The sequence below is a fragment of the Sphaerisporangium sp. NPDC004334 genome, assembly GCF_053602655.1.
The window spans coordinates 54,903-75,337 of sequence record NZ_JBSGDZ010000016.1; the positions used below are offsets into that span (position 1 = coordinate 54,903).

A 20,435-nucleotide genomic window follows, 5' to 3' on the forward strand; every position below is an offset into this window, starting at 1 on the left:
GCTGAACTGCCAGGGTGACTCTGTGAACCCGATCCCGGGATGCGGGATCAGGCGAAAGGAAGGCAACCTTGCGGCCCAAGATTGCTCGCCTCGGGGGCGTGCTCGCCGTCGGTGTGGCACTTACCGTTGGTCTCGCCGCCTGTGGTGGCGCTGACTCGGGCTCCAGCACCGGTGGCGGCGATTCCGCGGCGCCCAGCACGCTGAAGATCGGCTTCATGGGGGACCTCACGGGGCCCGACTCCGCGATCGTCATCCCGCCGAAGAACGGCGCCACGCTGGCCTTCGAGGAGTACAACGCCACGAACCCGAAGATCAAGATCGAGCTGGTGCCCTACGACACCCAGGGTAAGGAGAACCAGGCCGCCGCGCTCGCGCCCCAGGCCATCTCCAAGGACAAGGTCGTCGGTCTCATCGGCCCGGCCTTCTCCGGTGAGTCGGAGGCCGCCGGCCCCATTCTTGAGCAGGGCAAGATCCCCAGCCTCACGCCTTCGGCGACCCGGCCGACTCTGTCCGAGCACGGCTGGAAGTTCTGGCACCGCATGGTGGCCACCGACGCCTACCAGGGCTCCGGCGTGGCCGACTTCATGATCAAGGCTAAGTCGCCCAAGAAGGCCTACGTCATCAACGGCAAGAAGGCCTACAGCGTCGGCATCGGCGACTCGGCGTTCAACGAGTTCAAGACCAAGGGCGTCCCGACCGAGCGCGACCAGATCGACGAGGCCAGCTCGGACTTCTCCTCCACCGTGACCAAGGTCAAGGCGGCCAACCCGGACGTCATCTTCTATGGCGGTTACTACTCCGAGGGTGGCAAGCTGCTCAAGCAACTCCGTGACGGTGGCGTGAAGGCTCTGTGGGCGTCCGGCGACGGCTCCCTGGACGCTCAGCTCATCTCCGGTGCCGGTGCGGCCCAGGCCGAGGGCGCCGTCCTCGCCTGCCCCTGCTTCATCCCCTTCGGTGAGCAGTCCGACCCCAAGCTGAAGACCTTCGTCGACACCTACAAGACGAAGTTCAACGTCGACCCCGCGATCTACGCGACCGAGGGCTACGACGCCGCCCAGGCGTTCGTCGCAGCGGTCAAGGCGGGCAACACCACCGGCGAGAAGATCAACGAGTTCTTCAAGACGTACTCCGCCGACGGCGTGTCCAAGCCGATCAAGTGGGGCGACAACGGTGAGCTGGGGTCGACCACGATCCACATCTACGAGGTCGTGAACGGCGCGCTGGCCTGGCTCGGGAAGTCCGACGAAGCCACCCTCAAGAGCTGATTCGCTTCAGGATCTAGAGGTTTCGTAACGTGACACTCCAGAGGCGGGAACGCCAGGACGTTCCCGCCTCTGGCATGGGCGGCCCCTCCGCCCCGTCCTGAAGGCGGCTCACTTTGCACGATTTCCTGCAGCAGTTTCCGGGATCGACCATCGGTGGTCTGACCTACGGAGCCATTTACGCGCTGATCGCTCTGGGCTACACGATGGTCTATGGCGTTCTGCGACTCATCAACTTCGCGCACTCAGAGATCTTCATGATCGGCACGTTCGCGTCGTTGTTCACACTGACGCACCTCATGACGGTGACTCACCCGTTCACCGGCGTCGCGCTGGTCGGCGTTCTCGTCCTCCTCTTCGTGGTCGCCATGGCGGTCTCCGGCGGTTCGGCCGTCCTGCTCGAACAGGTGGCGTACAGACCCTTGCGCAAGCGGGGGGCATCGCGCCTCGCGGCCCTGATCTCGGCGATCGGCGCGTCGTTCTTCCTCCAGGAGCTCTTCGCCCTGGTGGTGCTGCCCAAGTTCTTCAACCTGCCAGGCCGTAACCAGACGCCCCTCCCGCGTATCGTCGAAAGAGAGACGATCTTCAGTATCGGGAATGCCGATGTGCGCCTGGATCACATCATCATCATCATCTCGGCTGTGATCATGATGGTGGCGCTCGACCAGCTGGTCAATCGCACGAAGCTCGGACGGGGCATCCGCGCGACCGCTCAGGACCCGGAGACCGCGGTCCTGATGGGCGTGAACATCGACACCATCGTGCGCATGACCTTCCTGCTGGGCGGCGCGATGGCGGGCGTGGCCGCGGTACTGTTCACCATGGAGGTTGAGAACACCCAGTTCAACATCGGGTTCATCCTCGGCATCAAGGCGTTCACGGCCGCGGTCCTCGGCGGCATCGGCAACCTGCGCGGCGCCCTTATCGGCGGTGTGCTCCTCGGTTTGATCGAGAACTGGGGGGCCATCTTCTTCGGCTCCGATTGGAAGGACGTCATCGCGTTCGTCGTCCTGGTCATCGTGCTCATGTTCCGTCCCACCGGGCTTCTCGGTGAATCTCTCCAGCAGGCGCGCGCATGAACGACAAAGCATCCACCCGTTCGATCTCGGGAGCCTTCGACCGCGTCAGGGACCGGTGGGCGACCGCTCCGGGATACCAGCGGTGGCTGGTCTACCTCCTGGTCATCGTCTTCGCCCTGTTGCTGCCCAACGAGTCGATCGCCTCGTTCATGTCGCCGGACGCCGACTGGACGACGATCCTGTTCGACCCGATCGGCATCTACATCCTGCTGGCGCTCGGGCTCAACATCGTCGTCGGTCACGCCGGCCTGCTGGACCTGGGATTCGTGGCCTTCTTCGCCATCGGCGCCTACAGCCTGGCGTACATGGGCACGAAGCACGGCTGGTCCTTTTGGACCTGCCTGATCCTCGGCATCGTGCTGGCGGCCATCTCCGGTGTGATCCTCGGCGGCCCGACGCTCCGGCTGCGCGGTGACTACCTGGCCATCGTCACACTGGGTTTCGGAGAGATCGTCCGCATCGTGGCGCTGAACACCAACGAGATCGGCGGCGCCCAGGGGATCTTCGGCATCCCCACGCCTCCGCCGATCGGCGGGCTCGAGTTCAGCATCGCCAATCCGGTCTCGTACTACTACCTGGTGGTCGCCATGATCACCCTGGTGGTCGTCATCTCGCGCCAGCTGGAGAAGAGCCGCGTGGGACGGGCGTGGACGGCCATCCGGGAGGACGAGGACGCGGCCGAGCTGATGGGCGTGCCCACCTTCAAGTTCAAGCTGCTCGCGTTCTTCATCGGCGCCAGCATCGGCGGCTTCGCCGGCGTGGCGGAGGCTGCGAAGATCAACTACATCCAGCCGCAGAACTTCCCATTCCTGCTCTCCGCGACCATCCTGGTCTGTGTCGTGTTCGGCGGGCCGGGGAACATCCCCGGAGTCATCGTGGGAGCCTTCCTTATCGCCTGGTTGCCCGAGCGGTTCCGCGAGTTCCACGACTACCGCTACATGATCTTCGGAGCCGTCCTGGTGATCATGATGATCCTTCGTCCCGAGGGACTGATCCCCTCCCGAAGACGGCGTGCCGAGATGGCCGAGGGGTCCGGGGGAATGGGGTCCATGGGCGGAGAAGTGGCCGGCCCTGACGCGCCGATCGAGGCGGAGGTGGCCAAGTGACGGCGGTCCTGGAGATCAAGGGCGTCACCATGCGTTTCGGCGGCGTGGTGGCCATCAACGGCCTCGACCTGACCATCAACGACGGCGAGATCTTCGCCCTCATCGGCCCGAACGGCGCTGGCAAGACCACGGTGTTCAACGTGACCACCGGCGTCTACAAGCCGACACAGGGCCAGGTCGTGTTCGCCGGCCAGCCTCTGACCGGCCTCAAGCGGTTCCAGGTCACCAAACGGGGTGTCGCCCGCACGTTCCAGAACATCCGGCTGTTCCATAACATGTCGGCCCTGGAGAACGTCATGGTGGGTGCGGATACCCACCACAAGACCGGCGCGATCGGCGCGATCCTCGGGTTGCCATGGCACCGCCATGAGGAGAAGAAGGGCCGCGAGGAGGCGATGGAGCTTCTCGACTTCGTCGGTGTGGCAAACCGTGCGGACGAGACGGCCAAAAACCTTCCGTACGGTGACCAGCGGCGCCTGGAGATCGCCCGGGCCCTCGCCACCAAGCCCAAGCTGCTCCTGCTCGACGAGCCGGCGGCCGGAATGAACCCCGCCGAGAAGATCGGCCTGCAACAGCTCATCCGCAAGATCCGGGACGCGGGGCGCACCGTCCTGCTGATCGAGCACGACATGAGCCTGGTCATGGGGATCAGCGACAGAGTGGCGGTTCTCGACTTCGGCCAGAAGATCGCCGAAGGCCTCCCGGCCGAGGTCCAGCAGAACCCGAAGGTGATCGAGGCGTATTTGGGAGCTGCGGCAGATGCTTCTTGAGGTCAAGGACATCCGTGTCCACTACGGAAAGATCGAAGCCCTCAAGGGGGTGTCGATCGAGGTGGACCAGGGAGAGGTGGTCACCCTGATCGGCGCCAACGGCGCCGGCAAGACCACGACCCTGCGCACCATCTCCGGCGTCCGTCCCGTCTCCTCCGGCAGCATCACTTTCGCGGGGCAGGACATCAGTAAGATGCCCGGCCACAAGCGCGTCGTCGCGGGCATCGGCCAGTCCCCCGAAGGCCGGGGAGTCTTCCCCGGCATGACGGTGATGGAGAACCTGCTCATGGGCGCCTACACCCGCAAGGGCGACCTGAAGAAGGACCTCGGCGAGGTCTTCGAGTTGTTCCCCCGTCTGGCCGAGCGCAAGGACCAGGCAGGCGGCACGATGTCCGGCGGCGAGCAGCAGATGGTCGCCATCGGCCGCGCGTTGATGAGCAAGCCGAAGGTCCTCCTGCTGGACGAGCCCTCGATGGGCCTGGCGCCGCTCCTGGTCGCCCAGATCTTCGAGATCATCAAGGAGATCAACAACCGCGGCACCACCGTCCTGCTCGTCGAGCAGAACGCCGTGCAGGCGCTGCAGGTGGCGCACCGCGCCTACGTCCTGGAAACCGGCAGGGTCATCAAGAGCGGCCCCGCCCAGGATCTGCTCACCGACCCCGATGTGCGCGCCGCCTATCTCGGCGGCGACCTGGGGGCCGCGGCTCAGTAGAACAACGTCGACGGGGCCTGGCCGGATTCTCTCCGGCCAGGCCCCGCCGACGTTGCGACGCCGACGGGTGAGGTCGCCGGCCGGACATGAGAGGAACTTCAGCCGGGAAGCTGAGCGCGCGCGCCTTCCTTGTCCTTGAGATCGGTGAGCGTCGCCCCGCCGTACAGCACCAGTGCCTGCGGCCGCGCCTGCTTGGGAATGTCGTACCAGAGGTCGAACTCGAAGATGTCCGAGGCGCCCAAGTCGATCTTCTCCGGCTGCCGCTTGATCGTCATGGCATCGTAGTCGGGCAGGTAGGTCTTGCCGTCGCTCGCGACGAGTTGTTGCCGCCTGAGATCGAGCAGCGCGGTTGTCCGCCCATGATTGGACGCCGAGACCCGCACCCGTACGAACTGCCCGCGCGCCGCCACATCCGCGTGGCTTCCGGTGAGCTGCGGCATGTCGGTGGTGATTGCGAGCAGTGCGAATTCCGTGTCCCCGTCCGAAACGGGTCTCATCGCCAGCGGCCGCTCATCGAGTCGTACAGGGCGCGGGGGAAGCTGGTAGGTCCGGACCGGGCTCGCCGTCGGGGTGGGCGGTTGCGAAGACCCTCCTGAGCAACCGGTGACCGTACCGGCGACGGCGACTCCGACGAGCACCCATGAGTGACGCTTGCGCACACGGCAAGCGTAGAGCGCGGGCGGGAGCGGATCTCATCCGCTCGCACATCGATGCCGGATCGTTCCTTCGTGGTCTTCTTCGGGTTGGCCGTTACGACTGTTTTCTGCTTGTTCCTATTCGCCGTGCCGAGCATTTGAAACTCATGGTCACCGGCCGAACTCGGGTTTGATATTGACGTGCCATCAAGGATCTGATAGCAGGTCTTCTTTGCCGCATGCGGTCCAGATTTATGGCTCGCTGACACGTCTTGACTCGGAGAAGTTCGCCACGGATCATCGTACTGGACGACCTGGATTAACGGGCGCGCGCATCGGCGGCAGCCGGTTTCGGTTGGTTCTGCGGCGCGTTCTCGTTTCATCGACCGGAAGGAGTTCCTTGTGAATTTGATCGGGCGTATCAGCGACGCCTTGCTGTCGGCCGTCGCACCGAAAAGCAGGGCATTGGCGTCATGCGACCAGTGCGCTGGAGCGCACTATCGGTGGTGCATCGCAATCGTCGAGGGAAGCCACGTGACCTTCCAATGCAATCCTTGCGGTACATGCTGAGGAACTGACCACGCACGTGCCCTGATCGGACGCCCGGTGGTCACAGGGCGGGAGTGCGGGTCGCTCCGTACTCGGCATGGCCTCGCCGCACCTCGCGAGGTCATGCCTCAGGGGGATCCTCATGCGGTTGGCGCCGCCGGGCTCGGTTAGGCATCGTGTTCTGCCGCGGTTCCGTGGGAACGTGCTCTCTTGGCGCGCGACCGGTATGCCGGCGCGTGACCGTCAATGTTCTGGCCTATGCCGACGAGAATGGTCACCTATATCTCTACGACGGCCCATGTTGATTATTCCAATTGGCCGGATCGTGATTTGTGAACGTGTCTCGGTAAGGAGTTCCCGGGTGATCTCAAATATCGCCATCGTGTTCATCGGCGGCTTGTGCGTGCTGAATCTTGCCCTTACTTACGGTGTCATTCGCAGACTTCGGGAGCAATCGGCGACCGTGGTCGATGGTCAGAGGACGATTCGCGCCGGCATCGCCGATGTCGGCACTTCGCCGGATCCGTTCAGCGCCACCTTCACTGACGGGCGTGTGTTCTCTTCCGACAAGCTGCCGGACTGGACGATCGTCGCCTTCTTCTCCGAGTCCTGTGCGGCGTGCCATGAAGGACTGCCTACATTCCTCCGTCGGGCCAAGGAGCTCCAGGTGGACAACCAGGAGATCATCAGCGTCGTCACAGGTGACGAGCGGGCGACGGTCGCCATGGTCCGCCGGTTGGAGAAGGTCAGCAGTGTCGTCGTGGAGCCGTCGGACGGTTCAATGGTGAAGGCCTTCGGCGTGAGCCAGTTCCCTGCCTTGTGCCTGCTCGACGGATCGGGTGCCGTCGTCGCCACGGGGTGGGATCTCGACTCCCTCCTGACGCCCGCCGGGCGGTCATGACCTCCGGCTCGAAGGCGGGCGCAGGGAAGGCGCGTGGGGGTGTCGTGATCTCGGCGCTCGCCCTCGCATGGCGCGCGGCCCCAGGGATGTTCTTGCTCCAGATCGCGCTCACCGCCGCGAGCGCGCTCGTTCCGGTGGTCACGGCGTGGCTGCTGAAGCTGATCCTCGACGGCGCGGTCGGTGGAGCCGAATGGTCCGCTCTGCTGGTGATGGCGGCGCTCATGGCCGCCGTCACCGCATCAGGGACGGTCTTCCTCCACGGTGGCAACTATCTGAGGACCGAAGTCGAGCGCCGGGTGAGCCGTCTGTGCCGGTCCCGCCTGTTCGCGGCGGTCAACCGGTTCGTGGGTCTCGGCCGATTCGAGGATCCGAGCTTCCAAGACCATCTGAGAAGCGCACAGGACGTCGGGCCCACGGCCCCTGACGACATCATCAACGGTTTCCTGGGTGGCCTGCGTGGCTTGATCATGGCTTGCGGATTCGTGGTGGCGGTGGCGACGATCAACCCTGTGGTAGCGGTGGCCGTCATGCTGGCCGCGGTTCCGGCCCTGGCAGCCGAGCGGTTCCTGGTGCGCCGACGGGTGCGCGTCTTCTGGGCGATGAGCCCGGCGCTCAGGAGGGAACTGTTCTACGGCAGGCTGCAGAGCGACCTCAGGGCGGTGAAGGAACTCAGGCTCTTCGGCCTCGGGGATTTCTTCCGCGAGCGCATGCTCGCCGAGCGCCTTTCTGCGGACGCGGCGCAGCGAAAGGTCGACCGGCGTACCTGGACTCTTCAGGCCCTTTTGGGACTGCTATCGGCTCTGGTCGCGGGCGCTGTGCTCGTATGGGGCGTCGCGCAGCTGAGAACGGGCCTGCTGACGATCGGGGACGTGTCGGTCCTCGTGGCGGTGATCGCAGGCGTGCAGAGCGGGTTGTCGCAGGTGATCGGCGAGTATGCCGTAGTCCACCGAGGACTTCTACTCTTCGGGCACTACCTCGCCGTCGTCAATGCAGGCCCTGAACTGCCGGTGGCCGAGGACCCGCGTGCGATCGCGCCGCTTTCTCGGGGCATCGAGTTCCGTGATGTCTGGTTCCGCTACTCACCTGACCATCCATGGGTGCTGCGTGGGATCAATCTGCACGTCAAGAAGGGGGATGCCCTCGCGATCGTCGGGCTGAACGGTGCCGGGAAGAGCACAATGGTGAAGCTGCTGTTCCGGTACTACGACCCCACTGAGGGAGCAGTGCTCTGGGATGGAGTGGACATCCGCCTCTTCGCCCCTGAGGATCTCCGGCGCCGGGTCTCCGGAGTGTTCCAGGACCCCATGGAATACGACCTGACCGCCGCCGAGAACATCGGGCTAGGCGATCTTGATCACATGGGTGACCGCGCACGAGTGAGGGGCGCCGGCACGCTGGCCGGCATCGACATCGCGCTGCGTCGCCTCCCCGATGGCTACGACACCTTTTTGAGCCGCATGTTCGGTAAGCCGATGGACGCCCTGGGCGAGCCCGCGGCCGAGACTCGGGCGGTCGTCACGGATCCGCCGGAGGAGGAACCGCCCATGCGCGGTGAGGCCGACGCGGCACCGGCGGCCGCGGTGTCGTGTTCGACGGGCGCGGGCATGACGCTCTCCGGAGGTCAGTGGCAGCGCCTTGCCTTCGCTAGGGCGTTGTTCCGCGAGGGGCGCGATGTCCTGGTGCTGGACGAGCCCAACTCCGGCCTCGATCCGGCGGCGGAGAGCGAAATCCACTCGACGCTCCAGGCGCACCGTCAAGATTGGACCAGCATCATGATCTCCCATCGGTTGAGCGCCGTCCGGGAAGCCGATGTCATCGTGCTCATCGAGGACGGCCGTATCGCCGAGCAGGGATCGCATGCCCGGTTGATGGCGATGGACGGCCGGTACGCGGGGCTCTTCAGGACACAGGCGAGCGGCTACAGCGAGGTCCCGAGCAATGCGTGACATGCGAGACCGCTTCACGAGGATGGCAGACCGTTGATCACATATGTCGCGATCGTATGCCGCGTCGCCCTTGTCGTCGTCTTCGCGGCCTCCTTCTTCGGCAAGGTACGCAGCCGCAAGGCGTTCTACGAGTTCGCCTTGACGCTCCGAGCCGTGCCGATGCGCTCGCCCCGGTGGGCCATGCCGGTCGCGGGGGCGGTGGTGGCCGCGGAGGGCGCCGTCCCCTTGTTGTTGATCTCCACGGCCACAGCGCCGCTCGGCTTCTTCCTCGCTCTCCTTCTTCTTCTGGCCTTCTCGGCTGTGACGGCCTGGAGCCTTCGCCGTGGTGTCACCGTCCCCTGCAGGTGCTTCGGAACCTCGCGGTCCTCGCTCGGAATGCGGCATCTGGTGCGCAACGCCATCCTGATCGCCGCTGCGGCCGCAGGCCTCGCCGACGTCTCCGGTGGTCCTCTGCTTCCGGAGCACCTCCTCGTCGGTGCCATGGGGGGATTGCTGGTCGCCCTCCCGTTGATCACAATGGACCAGCTGGTCGAACTCTTCACCGTATGAGGCGCGAGGTGCGGGCCCGCTCCGCGATCGGCGGCCATGGAGGTCCGGAAGGTTGAGTGACGTTCGATGAACCCGTGGCTGTCGACCGCCGTCGTTGCCGTGTTCGCCGGCATCGTGATCGCGATGGTGGAACTTCGCCGCCGATTTCGGCTGGTGACCGTGTACGGCGTCAGCATGGAGCCGACGTTGTCGACCGGCGACAGAGTGCTGGTGCGCCGCTGCGGGCCGGCCGGCCTCAGCCGCGGCGACATAGTCCTTGTCGACATGGACAAGCCTTTCGGATGGCCCCCGGGAAGACCGATACTTCTGCCCAAGGGCTCGCAGTCGGCGATCATCAAACGGCTCGCGGCCTTGCCCGGTGAGCCCTTGCCAGATGACTTGGACGCGCGTCCGGGGGTCTTGACGGATGCCGTCGTTCCCGATGGCCACGTGGTGGTCGTCGGTGACAACCGCAGGGCGAGTGTCGATTCCCGGCAGCACGGCTATGTTCCCGTGCGTTTCGTGGTGGGGAAGGTGCTCAGGAGGGTGGAGACCCGAGGTTCCTCGAAGGTCGGCACCTCCGTCTGAGCCGGCATGCGCCGCAGGCGCCGTGACCTCGGGGCGGTCTGCCCGCATGATGCCGAGTGCGATGATCACGATCCTGGCCGGCGTGGCGCTTGGCGATGCATCCGTGTGAATCGACCGCCCTTGTTACTCCATGTCGCGCCGCCTCCCCTTGCCCCATGAGGCATCCTTGACGGCTCCGGGTTCCCGGAGCGGCTCCGAGCCGTGTGCGACGGGTGATTTGAACATCGGGGCGATGAACGGCCGGGCGGAGCCCGGAGCGCCAGGCGCGGTGATGTGTTGTGCGATCGTTTCTTTCCGGTAATACCCCTGGTGACCAGGTGCGGGACCATGGCCAGGGTTACGGTAACTTAACTTAACTCCGACATACAGCTAAAGAGGAGGACGTTGTGGTCTTTTGGTCCAGGCGTCGCCGTATGACATCAATCGGGGCGCTCGTCGTGGGCGCCGCGTGCCTTCTCTCCGCCTGCGGCGGCGGATCGGACACCGGTGCCACCGCCTCCAACGCGCCGGCCGGCAGTGCCCCGGCCGCCTCGGGGATCAAACTGATCAACCCGGGCAAGCTCACCACGTGCACCAACCTGCCCTACGAGCCGTTCCAGTTCAAGCAGGGCGCCAAGACGGTCGGCTTCGACGTCGACATCGTCGACCTGGCGGCCAAGAAGCTCGGCGTGACCCAGGACATCGTGGACATCGACTTCGCGGTGATCAAGAGTGGCGCGGCCCTGAACGCCGGCAAGTGCGACGTCGCCGCCGCCGGCATGACGATCACCCCCGAGCGTCAGAAGAACCTGTTGTTCTCCGACCCCTACTTCGACGCCACGCAGGCCCTGCTGGCCAAGAAGGGCACGGGCGCCAAGTCGCTGGAGGACGTCAAGGCCAAGAACCTCAAGCTCGGCGCGCAAGCCTCCACCACCGGCCTGGACTACGTCAAGGGCAAGGGCTTCGACCCGACCGAGTTCGCCGACTCGCCCAAGGAACTGCTCGGCCTGCAGTCCGGCCAGGCCGACGTGATCGTCCAGGACCTTCCCGTCGTGCTCACCTGGCTGAAGAAGCCCGAGATCGCCGACAAGTTCGAGCTGATCGCCAGCCTCGACACCGGCGAGCAGTACGGCATCGGCATGAAGAAGGGCAACGACGCCCTCGCCAAGGTGATCAACGAGGAGATCGCCAAGGCCAAGTCCGACGGCACCTACGAGCAGATCTTCGTCAAGTGGTTCGGCAAGAAGCCCGGCGAGCTCGGAGCCTTCTGATTCCATGACCGACCAGCCCATCACGGCCGAGTCGGCCGGACCCGCCGGGCCCGCGCCCGGCGGGTCGCGGCTCAGCCCCCGGAAGAAGCAGCGGATCAGCCGCGGCGTCCAGTACGTCATCCTGATCCTCGCGCTCGTCGCGGTCGTGCTCCTGACCAACTGGAAGAACCTCGCCGAGAACTTCGCCAGGTTCGATGTGGCGGCGCAGGCGTTCCCCGAACTGTTCACGGTCGCGCTCAAGAACACGATCATCTACACCGTCGGCGGCTTCGTCTTCGGCTCGCTGGGCGGGCTCCTGCTCGCGCTCATGCGGCTGTCCTCGGTGCGCCCGTATCGGTGGATCGCGATCATCTACATCGAGATCTTCCGCGGTCTCCCCGCGCTGCTGATCTTCTTGCTCGTGTTCTTCCTGCCGTCCGCCTTCCCCGGCTTCGAGGTTCCGGGCGGCACGTACGGCCAGGGCATCCTGGGCCTGACGATCGTCAGCGCGGCCTACATGGCCGAGACCCTGCGGGCCGGCCTGCAGGCCGTGCCCAAGGGGCAGATGGAGGCCGCGCGCTCGCTCGGGATGTCCCACGCGCGCGCGATGGTCACGGTGGTCATTCCGCAGGCGATCCGCATCGTCATCCCGCCGACGACCAACCAGTTCGTGGCGCTGCTCAAGGACTCCTCGCTGGTGCTGTTCCTCGGGGTGACCAGCCAGTACGTCGAACTGACCAAGTTCGGCAACGACCTGGCGTCGACGACGGCCAACGCCACGCCCATCATGGTGGTGGGGCTCACGTACCTGCTGGTCACGATCCCGCTGGGGTACCTGGCGGGACGCCTTGAGAAGCGTCAGGCGAAGGGGCGGTGACGGCGATGGCGCACGCGGTCGAGATCAAGGACCTGCACAAGTCCTTCGGCGACCTCGAGGTGCTCAAGGGCATCGACTTCACGGTCGACCAGGGCCAGGTCGTCTGCATCATCGGCCCGTCCGGGTCGGGCAAGTCGACGCTGCTGAGGTGCGTCAACCTGCTGGAGCAACCCAGCAAGGGCACGGTGCGCGTCGGCGGGGTCGAACTGACCGACCCCGACGTCGACATCGACGCGGCGCGGCGCAGGCTCGGCATGGTGTTCCAGTCGTTCAACCTGTTCCCGCACATGACGGTCCTGCAGAACGTCATGATCTCCCAGCGGCGGGTGCTCAAGCGGGGCAAGGGCGACGCCGAGCGCATCGCCCGCGACAACCTGGAGAAGGTCGGCGTCGCCGACAAGTGCGACGCCTTCCCGCCGCAGCTGTCGGGCGGCCAGCAGCAGCGCGTGGCGATCGCCCGGGCGCTCGCCATGGACCCCGACCTGATGCTGTTCGACGAGCCGACCTCCGCGCTGGACCCAGAGCTGGTGGGGGACGTGCTGTCGGTCATGCGCAAGCTCGCCCGCGACGGCATGACGATGCTGGTGGTCACGCACGAGATGAGCTTCGCGCGGGAGGTCGCCGACCGCGTGGTGTTCATGGACGGCGGGGTGGTCGTCGAGGAGGGGCCGCCGGAGCAGGTGATCGGCGCTCCGCGACACGAGCGCACGCGCACCTTCCTCAAGCGGGTGCTCGACCCGACGCATTCGGACGACGACGTGTCCGGCGCCGGCGAGACCTCGGCGCAGGCCCGCTGAGGCCCTCAAGACGGGCGCACCGGCCCCCGCGCGGCTTCTCGGCCGCCGGGGGCCGTTTCGGGTCCACAGGGCGCCCTCGGGAACGCAAGGAGCCCGCGGGTGGTCTTTGGGGCCATGTAGGGCTTCCCCGGCCGCACACGTTGTCTACTCGACCACCCACGGGCTCTGGCGTCACAACGCTAGCGAGCTATGAGGCTCCCGTGCAAAGAGAGTGGCAAATCGCAGCGTGATACGAGAGGAATGTCACGTGGCGTCACGGAGCATGCAGGTGAGGCGCGAGGTGCAGACCCGGCGTCCCTGCTCGTCGGTGATCTCGATGTCGTAGGTCGCGATGGTGCGCCCGCCATGAAGGCGCGTGGCGACCCCGGTGACGTGGCCGGAGGTGGCCGACCGGTGGTGGGTGGCGTTGATCTCGACGCCGACGGCCCGGCGGCCGGGCCCGGCGTGCACGGCGGCGCCGGTGGAGCCGATGGTCTCGGCCAGCACGCAGGAGGCCCCGCCGTGGAGCAGCCCGTACGGCTGGGTGTTGCCCTCGACGGGCATGCGCGCGACCACGCGCTCGGCGCTGACCTCCAGGAACTCGATGCCCATGGAGCTGATCAAGGCGCCCTTGTGGTCTCCGTCGTACACCGCGTCCAGGCGGGCCTGGTCCTCGGGCTTCATCATGGTCAAAGGGAGGCCTCCACTTGCACTGCCGGCCGTGTTCTGTCGTACATGGAGACTAGGCTGCGGGTGTGCCGAAGAAGGAACCGACCCCCTCACGCCCCTGCCTGCTCCTGCTGGACGGGCACTCGCTCGCGTACCGCGCGTTCTACGCGCTGAAGGACGCGAATCTCATGACGACCGAGGGCCAGCACACCGAGGCGGTGTACGGCTTCACCTCGATGCTGATCAACGTCCTTCGCGACGAGCGGCCGACCCATGTCGTCGTCTGCTTCGACAGGTCCGAGCCCACCTTCCGGCACGAGGCGTACGAGCAGTACAAGGCCAACCGGCAGGAGACGCCGGAGGACTTCCGCGGCCAGGTCAGCCTGATCTTCGAGGTGCTCGACGCCCTACGCGTCCCCCACCTCTCGCTCGCCGGGTACGAGGCCGACGACCTCATCGCGACCCTCGCCCACCGGGCCGCCGAGCGCGACATGAACGTCCTCATCGTCACCGGCGACCGCGACGCCCTGCAGCTCGTCAACGACCGCATCACGCTGCTGATGACCCGCCGCGGCATCAGCGACATGACCCGCTTCGACCCCGACGCCGTCGTGGAGAAGTACGGCCTCACCCCCACGCAGTATCCCGACTTCGCCGCGCTGCGCGGTGACCCCAGCGACAACCTGCCCAACATCCCCGGCGTGGGTGAGAAGACCGCCGCCAAGTGGGTCAAGGAGTTCGGCTCGCTCACCGAGCTGGTCGACCGGGTCGACGAGGTCAAGGGCAAGGTCGGCGACAAGCTCCGCGAGCACCTCGGGCAGGTCATCCACAACCGCCAGCTCACCGAGCTGCGCCGCGACGTCCCGCTGGACGTCGACGTGGCCGACCTCAAGATGGGCACCTGGGATCGCGACGAGATCCACAAGCTGTTCGACACGCTGCAGTTCCGCGTCCTGCGCGACCGTCTCTACCAGAGCATCGGCACCCCCGAGCCCGAGGCCGAGTCCGGCTTCGAGGTCGAGGTGGCGGCCCTCGGCCCCGACGAGGTCGAGGCGTGGCTGGCCGCCATGCCCGAGGGGCGCGCGGGGCTGGCGGTCAAGGGCGCCTACGGCAGCGGCACGGGCACCATCGAGGGGCTGGCCATCGCCGTGCCCACCGACGGCGAGGGGCGGCAGCGCGCCGCCTACCTCGACCTGAGCGCCCTCACCCAGGCCGACGAGAACGCGCTGGGCCGGTGGCTGGCCGACGAGTCCCGGCCCAAGGCCCTGCACGACGCCAAGGGCCCCCTGCTGGCCCTGTGGGCGCACGGGCTCGACCTGCGCGGTCTCACCTGCGACACCGCTCTGGCCGCCTACCTGGCGATGCCCGGGCAGCGCTCGTTCCCGCTGGACGACCTGGTGCTGCGCTACCTCCACCGCGAGCTGCGCGCCGAGGCCGACACCGGCGGCCAGGCGGCGCTGTTCGACGACCCCGCCGACAACGCGGGGGAGGAGCTCGCCGTCCGCGCCCAGGCCGTGCGCGACCTCGCCGAGGCCCTGGAGGCCCATCTCGCCCCCCGGGGCGGCACCCACCTGATGCAGGAGGTCGAGCTGCCGCTGGTGCGGGTGCTCGCCGAGCTCGAGCGGGCCGGCATCGCCGCCGACCGCGACTACTTCACCGGGCTGGAGGCCGAGTTCGGCGCCGCGGTCAAGCAGGCCGTCGAGGAGGCCCACCGCGTCGTCGGCGAGCAGTTCAACCTGGGCTCGCCCAAGCAGCTCCAGGAGATCCTGTTCGTCAAGCTCGGGCTGCCCAAGACCAAGAAGATCAAGACCGGCTACACCACCGACGCCGACGCGCTGGCCGCCCTGGCCACCCAGACCGACAACGAGCTTCCGACGATCCTGCTGCGTCACCGCGACCAGACCAAGCTGCGCACCACCGTCGAGGGCCTGATCAAGGAGGTCGGCGACGACGGGCGCATCCACACCTACTACAACCAGATCATCGCGGCCACCGGGCGCCTGTCGTCGGAGAAGCCCAACCTGCAGAACATCCCCATCCGCACCGCCGAGGGCCGCCGCATCCGCCAGGGCTTCGTGGTCGGCGAGGGGTACGAAAGCCTGCTGACGGCCGACTACAGCCAGATCGAGCTGCGCATCATGGCCCACCTGTCGCAGGACGAGGCGCTCATCGCCGCCTTCGAGTCCGGGCACGACTTCCATCAGGCGACCGCCGCCCGGGTGTTCGACATCCCGCCCGAGCAGGTCGACGGCGAGCTGCGCGCGCGCATCAAGGCGATGAACTACGGCCTGGCCTACGGCCTGTCCGACTTCGGGCTCGCCGGCCAGCTCACCATCCCGGTCGCCGAGGCCCGCGCGCTCAAGGAGGAGTACTTCGAGGAGTTCGGCGGCGTCCGCGACTACCTCGGCGCGATCGTCGCCCAGGCCCGCCACGACGGCTACACCGAGACCATCCTCGGCCGCCGCCGCTACCTGCCCGACCTCACCAGCGACAACCGCCAGCGCCGCGAGATGGCCGAGCGCATGGCGCTCAACGCCCCGATCCAGGGGTCGGCCGCCGACATCATCAAGGTGGCCATGCTGAACGTGCAGCGGGCCCTGCGCGAGCAGGGGCTGCGGTCCCGCATGCTGCTGCAGGTCCACGACGAACTGGTGTTCGAGGTGGCCCCGGGCGAGATGGAGCCGCTGCGCGAGCTGGTCGTCGGCCAGATGTGCGACGCCTACCACCTGCGCGTCCCACTGGACGTCTCGGTCGGCACCGGCCGCACCTGGCAAGACGCCGGCCACTGACGCCACCCGCCGGCCGCCCCCTGTCATCGGACCGGGCGCGTGCGGTGGTGTGGCACGCCGGTCGCCGTGGGGTGCGGGCCTTGGCCGGGTCTGGTCGGTCCTTGGGGGTGGGCGGGGTGCGTGTGGTGATGGCGTGCGGTGAGGTGGCACGCCGGTCGCCGTGGATCTGCCTGCGCCTGGTGCGCTCTCATCGCGGTGGGTGCCGGTGGATATCGGCGCCGGGTCGGCGGTACGTGGCGCGGTGATGGCGGCGCCGTTCACGGCGCCCGGCCCGGCGGACCCTCGCGCACGGCGCGCGTGTCAGTGGCCTGTGGTCTGGGCGGGGTGGCGGTGGCCTGAGAGCGAGGCTTCGACGGTGGCGGACTCTACTTCCAGCAGGCTCGTCTCATGCCGTTCGGCCTCGTGGGCGGCGCGGCCGCCGCGCAGGCCGAACAGCCGCTTGGACAGCAGGATGTACAGCACGGCCGCCAGGTTGACCAGCAGGATGACGACCCTCAGCCAGGTGACCTTCTCGACCAGCTCGTAGACCTCGACCGGGACGAACAGCGACGTCGCCACCACCGCGAAGTACTCGCCCCAGCGCTTGAGCAGCCACAGCCCGACGCCCTCGGTCATCAGCAGCGCCCCGAAGACCAGCAGACCGAGGCCGATCCACGTCAGTGTGCGGGTCTCGGCGGCCAGCACGGTGCGCAGCGTGTGCACCACGCCCGACTCCTCCAGGTTCCAGCCCAGCTTGTCGGCCAGCGGCTGGAGCAGGGGCAGGTCCTCGTCGAAGGCCAGGCCGATCGCGTTCTGGTGGGCGCGGAACCGCCAGATGCCGAACGCCGCCCCGAGCACCAGCAGACCTTTGGCCCACCGGAAGACGGCGAGTAGCCGCAGGATCGTGGCGTCGCGCAGCGCCTTGCCGCGCAGCACGATGGGCGCGTCCGCGGCGGGCCCGGAGCCGTGCGGCTCGCCGAGGGTGAAGTCGCCGCACCGAAGGCAGCGCCACGCCTCCCCGAGGGCGGTGTCGGCCCGCAGGCGCCCGCGCAGCGCCTCCTCGGTGGGGGCGTAGGTGACGTGCCCATGGCGGCCGCAGGCCCGCAGACTCCAGTTCACAAGCAAATTTCAACACATGCCCGGCGTGTGTGCTGGATCGCCACGAGTTCGATTGGTCTGTCCTAGGGTGAATGCCGACCAGCCGCCCGATCCAGGAGAACACCGTGCGGAGCACGCCCGGCCTGACCACCCTCATCGGCATCGTGAACGTCGGGGTGATGATCGTCGCCGTGGTGGCGCTGCTCGTCCTGCCGTTCAGTGGCGGGTCGCCCGAGCCAAGGCGCGCGGCCCCCTCGCCGTCCGCCTCCGCGGCCCCGGCCAGCCCCGCGCCGGTGGCGGCGGCGACCGTGGAGTCCGCCCGGAAGGTCAAGGCCAACGAGCTCGGCGCGATACCGGTGATCATGTACCACCGCATCCTGAAGAAGCGCCGGGCCTCCATCGACCGCACCCCGGCCCAGTTGCGCAAGGAGCTGGAGCGGCTGGCCAAGGGCGGCTACGTGCCGATCACGGCGGCGGAGTTCGCGGCCGGGCTGATCGACCTGCCGGCAGGCGCCCACCCGGTCGTGCTGACCTTCGACGACGGCCACCCCTCGCACTTCGCCCTGGACTCCTCGGGCACGCCGAAGAAGGACACCGTCGTGCGCATCATCTACGACGTCGCCGCCCGGCATCCGGGCTTCCGGCCGGTGGCGACCTTCTGGGTGAACGACCACCCCTTCGGACTGGTCTCCCATGATCGCCAGGCGGCGGCGGTGCGCTGGCTGGTCGACCGCGGCTTCGAGGTGGCCAACCACACCTTCGGCCACCCCGATCTGCACCGGCTGTCCGGCAAGAAGGTGACCGAGGTGATCGCCCGTGAGGAGCGGTTGCTGACCGGGCTCGGCGCGCCGGCCTCCTCCACCTTCGCCCTGCCCTACGGCAGCAACCCCAAGAAGCGGGCGACGGCCCGCTCGGGGAAGTGGAAGGGCATCTCCTTCCACTTCCAGGCCGTCTTCCTCGCCGGGGCGGAGCCGGCGATTTCGCCCTACGCGAAGGCCTACGACCGATACGACATCCCGCGAATCCAGTCAAACGGTAAAAAAGGGGAGTGTCGCAAGTGGTGCTCGGAGTACTGGCTGGGGTGGCTCGACACGCATCCTGATAGGCGATACACCTCCGACGGGGACCCGACGCACGTCTCCATGCCACGTCGACTCGGGAGTAAGATCCTGGCAAAGCTCGACAGGGTGAAGATCGTTTACTAGGGGCTTGCGGGGTTATGCGGGTGAGCGCCGGATTGACCACGCCCGCGTACTCTCATATGCTGATCGCTGCGCTGTGGGCTCGCGTGCGCCTCGGACGGAGCGGGCTCGCGCTCGGTCATGTCGACCACGGGTCATCCCGACCATCCTCGGCTTGAGCGATAAAGAGGGCCTGCCGCGCGTCCGCCACATCGACATCTGTCCGCGTTCGGAGCAATTCCACACATGACGAGCAGCACTGAGGCCACCTCGAGCACCCCGCAGGTAGCGGTCAACGACATCGGTTCCGAGGAGGCCTTCCTCGCCGCGATCGACGAGACCATCAAGTACTTCAACGACGGCGACATCGTCGAAGGCACCGTCGTCAAGGTCGATCGAGACGAGGTCTTGCTCGACATCGGCTACAAGACCGAGGGTGTCATCCCCTCGCGCGAGCTCTCGATCAAGCACGATGTCGACCCGGCCGAGGTCGTCGAGGTCGGAGAGCACGTCGAGGCCCTGGTCCTCCAGAAGGAGGACAAGGAAGGCCGGCTGATCCTCTCCAAGAAGCGCGCGCAGTACGAGCGCGCCTGGGGCACGATCGAGAAGATCAAGGACGAGGACGGCATCGTCACCGGCACGGTCATCGAGGTCGTCAAGGGCGGTCTGATCCTCGACATCGGGCTGCGCGGCTTCCTGCCGGCCTCCCTGGTCGAGATGCGCCGGGTCCGCGATCTGCAGCCGTATGTCGGCCGTGAGCTCGAGGCCAAGATCATAGAGCTGGACAAGAACCGCAACAACGTGGTTCTTTCCCGCCGTGCCTGGCTCGAGCAGACCCAGTCGGAGGTCCGCCAGACCTTCCTCAACACCCTGCAGAAGGGTCAGGTCCGCAAGGGCGTCGTCTCCTCGATCGTCAACTTCGGCGCATTCGTGGACCTCGGCGGCGTCGACGGTCTGGTCCACGTCTCCGAGCTGTCCTGGAAGCACATCGACCACCCCTCCGAGGTGGTCGAGGTCGGCCAGGAGGTCACCGTCGAGGTTCTCGACGTCGACATGGAGCGCGAGCGCGTCTCCCTCTCGCTCAAGGCGACGCAGGAAGACCCCTGGCAGCAGTTCGCCCGCACCCACCAGATCGGCCAGGTCGTTCCCGGCCGGGTCACCAAGCTGGTGCCGTTCGGCGCGTTCGTCCGGGTCGAGGAGGGCATCGAGGGCCTGGTCCACATCTCCGAGCTGGCCGAGCGCCACGTCGAGATCCCCGAGCAGGTCGTCCAGGTCGGCGACGAGATCTTCGTGAAGATCATAGACATCGACCTCGACCGTCGGCGCATCTCGCTGTCGCTCAAGCAGGCCAACGAGGGCGCGATGGGCGCTGACGTCGAGTTCGACCCCACGCTGTACGGCATGGCGGCGACCTACGACGACCAGGGCAACTACATCTACCCCGACGGGTTCGACTCCGAGACCGGCGAGTGGCTCGAGGGCTACGACAAGCAGCGCGAGGAGTGGGAGCGGCAGTACGCCGAGGCCCAGACCCGCTTCGAGGCCCACAAGACGCAGGTCGAGAAGGCTCGCGCCGAGGAGGCCGAGGCCGCGGGGCCGTCGTCCTACTCCGGTGAGACGCCTCCCTCGTCCTCTTCCAGCAGCGGCTCGGCTCCGGCCGCGGGCGCCCTGGCCTCCGACGAGGCCCTGGCGGCTCTGCGGGAGAAGCTGGCGGGCGGCCAGAGCTGACGCTCTGAACGACCGCTGACGGCGACGAAAGGG

The 20,435-nt window shown here is 67.1% G+C and carries 18 protein-coding genes; 15 read left to right on the forward strand and 3 right to left on the reverse strand.

The features are described from left to right. Window positions 1–113 precede the first annotated feature (113 nt). From ACWEN6_RS21845 to ACWEN6_RS21865, 5 genes are all read left to right on the forward strand, one after another. The gene (locus tag ACWEN6_RS21845) at window positions 114–1,265 is read left to right on the forward strand and encodes a branched-chain amino acid ABC transporter substrate-binding protein (RefSeq protein ID WP_452572540.1); all 1,152 of its coding nucleotides are present in this window, start codon (window positions 114–116) and stop codon (window positions 1,263–1,265) included. A gap of 113 nt (window positions 1,266–1,378) precedes the next feature. Next, window positions 1,379–2,341: a branched-chain amino acid ABC transporter permease gene (locus tag ACWEN6_RS21850; RefSeq protein WP_452572265.1), complete on the forward strand. Its 963-nt coding sequence runs from the start codon at window positions 1,379–1,381 to the stop codon at window positions 2,339–2,341. Beyond that, a complete protein-coding gene (locus ACWEN6_RS21855) occupies window positions 2,338–3,447 on the forward strand; it encodes a branched-chain amino acid ABC transporter permease (RefSeq protein WP_452572267.1) in 1,110 nt (369 codons plus the stop codon). Before ACWEN6_RS21850 ends, ACWEN6_RS21855 begins: the two co-directional genes overlap by 4 nt. 29 nt (window positions 3,448–3,476) lie before the next feature. Next, window positions 3,477–4,217: an ABC transporter ATP-binding protein gene (locus ACWEN6_RS21860; RefSeq protein WP_452572542.1), complete on the forward strand. Its 741-nt coding sequence runs from the start codon at window positions 3,477–3,479 to the stop codon at window positions 4,215–4,217. Further along, window positions 4,207–4,929 carry an ABC transporter ATP-binding protein gene (locus ACWEN6_RS21865; protein ID WP_452572269.1) on the forward strand — a complete coding sequence of 241 codons (723 nt, stop codon included), beginning with the start codon at window positions 4,207–4,209 and terminating at the stop codon, window positions 4,927–4,929. Before ACWEN6_RS21860 ends, ACWEN6_RS21865 begins: the two co-directional genes overlap by 11 nt. A 98-nt stretch (window positions 4,930–5,027) precedes the next feature. On the opposite strand, the gene ACWEN6_RS21870 is transcribed toward ACWEN6_RS21865, so the two are convergent. Further along, entirely contained in the window at window positions 5,028–5,588 is a 561-nt protein-coding gene (locus ACWEN6_RS21870) for a DUF4352 domain-containing protein (protein WP_452572271.1), read from the reverse strand. An 886-nt stretch (window positions 5,589–6,474) separates the two neighbouring features. Between ACWEN6_RS21870 and ACWEN6_RS21875 the strand changes: the two genes are divergently transcribed. The 7 genes from ACWEN6_RS21875 (at window position 6,475) to ACWEN6_RS21905 (ending at window position 12,979) form a co-directional block, all read left to right on the forward strand. Further along, window positions 6,475–7,014: a TlpA family protein disulfide reductase gene (locus ACWEN6_RS21875; protein WP_452572273.1), complete on the forward strand. Its 540-nt coding sequence runs from the start codon at window positions 6,475–6,477 to the stop codon at window positions 7,012–7,014. Window positions 7,015–7,058: 44 nt separating this feature from the next. Next, the gene (locus ACWEN6_RS21880) at window positions 7,059–8,960 is read left to right on the forward strand and encodes an ABC transporter ATP-binding protein (RefSeq protein WP_452572275.1); all 1,902 of its coding nucleotides are present in this window, start codon (window positions 7,059–7,061) and stop codon (window positions 8,958–8,960) included. A 33-nt stretch (window positions 8,961–8,993) separates the two neighbouring features. Beyond that, window positions 8,994–9,509, forward strand: a complete 516-nt coding sequence (locus ACWEN6_RS21885) for a MauE/DoxX family redox-associated membrane protein (protein WP_452572277.1) — start codon at window positions 8,994–8,996, stop codon at window positions 9,507–9,509. A 66-nt stretch (window positions 9,510–9,575) separates the two neighbouring features. Further along, window positions 9,576–10,076, forward strand: coding sequence for a S26 family signal peptidase (locus ACWEN6_RS21890; protein ID WP_452572279.1), 501 nt, complete (start codon window positions 9,576–9,578; stop codon window positions 10,074–10,076). Between the two features lie 413 nt (window positions 10,077–10,489). Further along, on the forward strand, window positions 10,490–11,326 hold the full coding sequence (locus ACWEN6_RS21895) for an ABC transporter substrate-binding protein (RefSeq protein WP_452572281.1): 837 nt from the start codon (window positions 10,490–10,492) through the stop codon (window positions 11,324–11,326). Between the two features lie 4 nt (window positions 11,327–11,330). Further along, the gene (locus ACWEN6_RS21900) at window positions 11,331–12,182 is read left to right on the forward strand and encodes an amino acid ABC transporter permease (protein ID WP_452572283.1); all 852 of its coding nucleotides are present in this window, start codon (window positions 11,331–11,333) and stop codon (window positions 12,180–12,182) included. Between the two features lie 5 nt (window positions 12,183–12,187). Next, on the forward strand, window positions 12,188–12,979 hold the full coding sequence (locus tag ACWEN6_RS21905; RefSeq protein WP_452572285.1) for an amino acid ABC transporter ATP-binding protein: 792 nt from the start codon (window positions 12,188–12,190) through the stop codon (window positions 12,977–12,979). Between the two features lie 243 nt (window positions 12,980–13,222). Here ACWEN6_RS21905 and ACWEN6_RS21910 read toward each other — a convergent pair whose 3' ends face one another. After that, entirely contained in the window at window positions 13,223–13,642 is a 420-nt protein-coding gene (locus tag ACWEN6_RS21910) for a PaaI family thioesterase (protein WP_354919301.1), read from the reverse strand. Window positions 13,643–13,713: 71 nt separating this feature from the next. Between ACWEN6_RS21910 and polA the strand changes: the two genes are divergently transcribed. Next, a complete protein-coding gene (polA, locus tag ACWEN6_RS21915; protein ID WP_452572287.1) occupies window positions 13,714–16,416 on the forward strand; it encodes a DNA polymerase I in 2,703 nt (900 codons plus the stop codon). 300 nt (window positions 16,417–16,716) lie between these two features. On the opposite strand, the gene ACWEN6_RS21920 is transcribed toward polA, so the two are convergent. Then, window positions 16,717–17,514 carry a DUF2127 domain-containing protein gene (locus ACWEN6_RS21920; protein WP_452572289.1) on the reverse strand — a complete coding sequence of 266 codons (798 nt, stop codon included), beginning with the start codon at window positions 17,512–17,514 and terminating at the stop codon, window positions 16,717–16,719. A gap of 71 nt (window positions 17,515–17,585) precedes the next feature. Between ACWEN6_RS21920 and ACWEN6_RS21925 the strand changes: the two genes are divergently transcribed. Together ACWEN6_RS21925 and rpsA are read left to right on the forward strand one after the other, a co-directional pair. Beyond that, the gene (locus ACWEN6_RS21925; protein ID WP_452572291.1) at window positions 17,586–18,698 is read left to right on the forward strand and encodes a polysaccharide deacetylase family protein; all 1,113 of its coding nucleotides are present in this window, start codon (window positions 17,586–17,588) and stop codon (window positions 18,696–18,698) included. A gap of 222 nt (window positions 18,699–18,920) precedes the next feature. After that, window positions 18,921–20,402 (forward strand): 30S ribosomal protein S1, encoded by a 1,482-nt coding sequence (rpsA, locus tag ACWEN6_RS21930; RefSeq protein ID WP_452572293.1) that lies wholly within the window; start codon window positions 18,921–18,923, stop codon window positions 20,400–20,402. Window positions 20,403–20,435 lie beyond the last annotated feature (33 nt).

Excerpts from the sequence above, each read along its gene's own strand:
- ACWEN6_RS21855 (WP_452572267.1), top strand. The coding sequence starts at position 2,338 with ATGAACGACAAAGCATCCACCCGTTCGATCTCGGGAGCCTTCGACCGC.
- ACWEN6_RS21860 (WP_452572542.1), top strand. The coding sequence starts at position 3,477 with ATGCGTTTCGGCGGCGTGGTGGCCATCAACGGCCTCGACCTGACCATC.
- ACWEN6_RS21865 (WP_452572269.1), top strand. The coding sequence starts at position 4,207 with ATGCTTCTTGAGGTCAAGGACATCCGTGTCCACTACGGAAAGATCGAA.
- ACWEN6_RS21890 (WP_452572279.1), top strand. The coding sequence starts at position 9,576 with ATGAACCCGTGGCTGTCGACCGCCGTCGTTGCCGTGTTCGCCGGCATC.
- ACWEN6_RS21895 (WP_452572281.1), top strand. The coding sequence starts at position 10,490 with ATGACATCAATCGGGGCGCTCGTCGTGGGCGCCGCGTGCCTTCTCTCC.
- ACWEN6_RS21900 (WP_452572283.1), top strand. The coding sequence starts at position 11,331 with ATGACCGACCAGCCCATCACGGCCGAGTCGGCCGGACCCGCCGGGCCC.
- ACWEN6_RS21905 (WP_452572285.1), top strand. The coding sequence starts at position 12,188 with ATGGCGCACGCGGTCGAGATCAAGGACCTGCACAAGTCCTTCGGCGAC.
- ACWEN6_RS21910 (WP_354919301.1), bottom strand. The coding sequence starts at position 13,642 with ATGAAGCCCGAGGACCAGGCCCGCCTGGACGCGGTGTACGACGGAGAC.
- ACWEN6_RS21925 (WP_452572291.1), top strand. The coding sequence starts at position 17,586 with ATGCCGACCAGCCGCCCGATCCAGGAGAACACCGTGCGGAGCACGCCC.
- rpsA (WP_452572293.1), top strand. The coding sequence starts at position 18,921 with ATGACGAGCAGCACTGAGGCCACCTCGAGCACCCCGCAGGTAGCGGTC.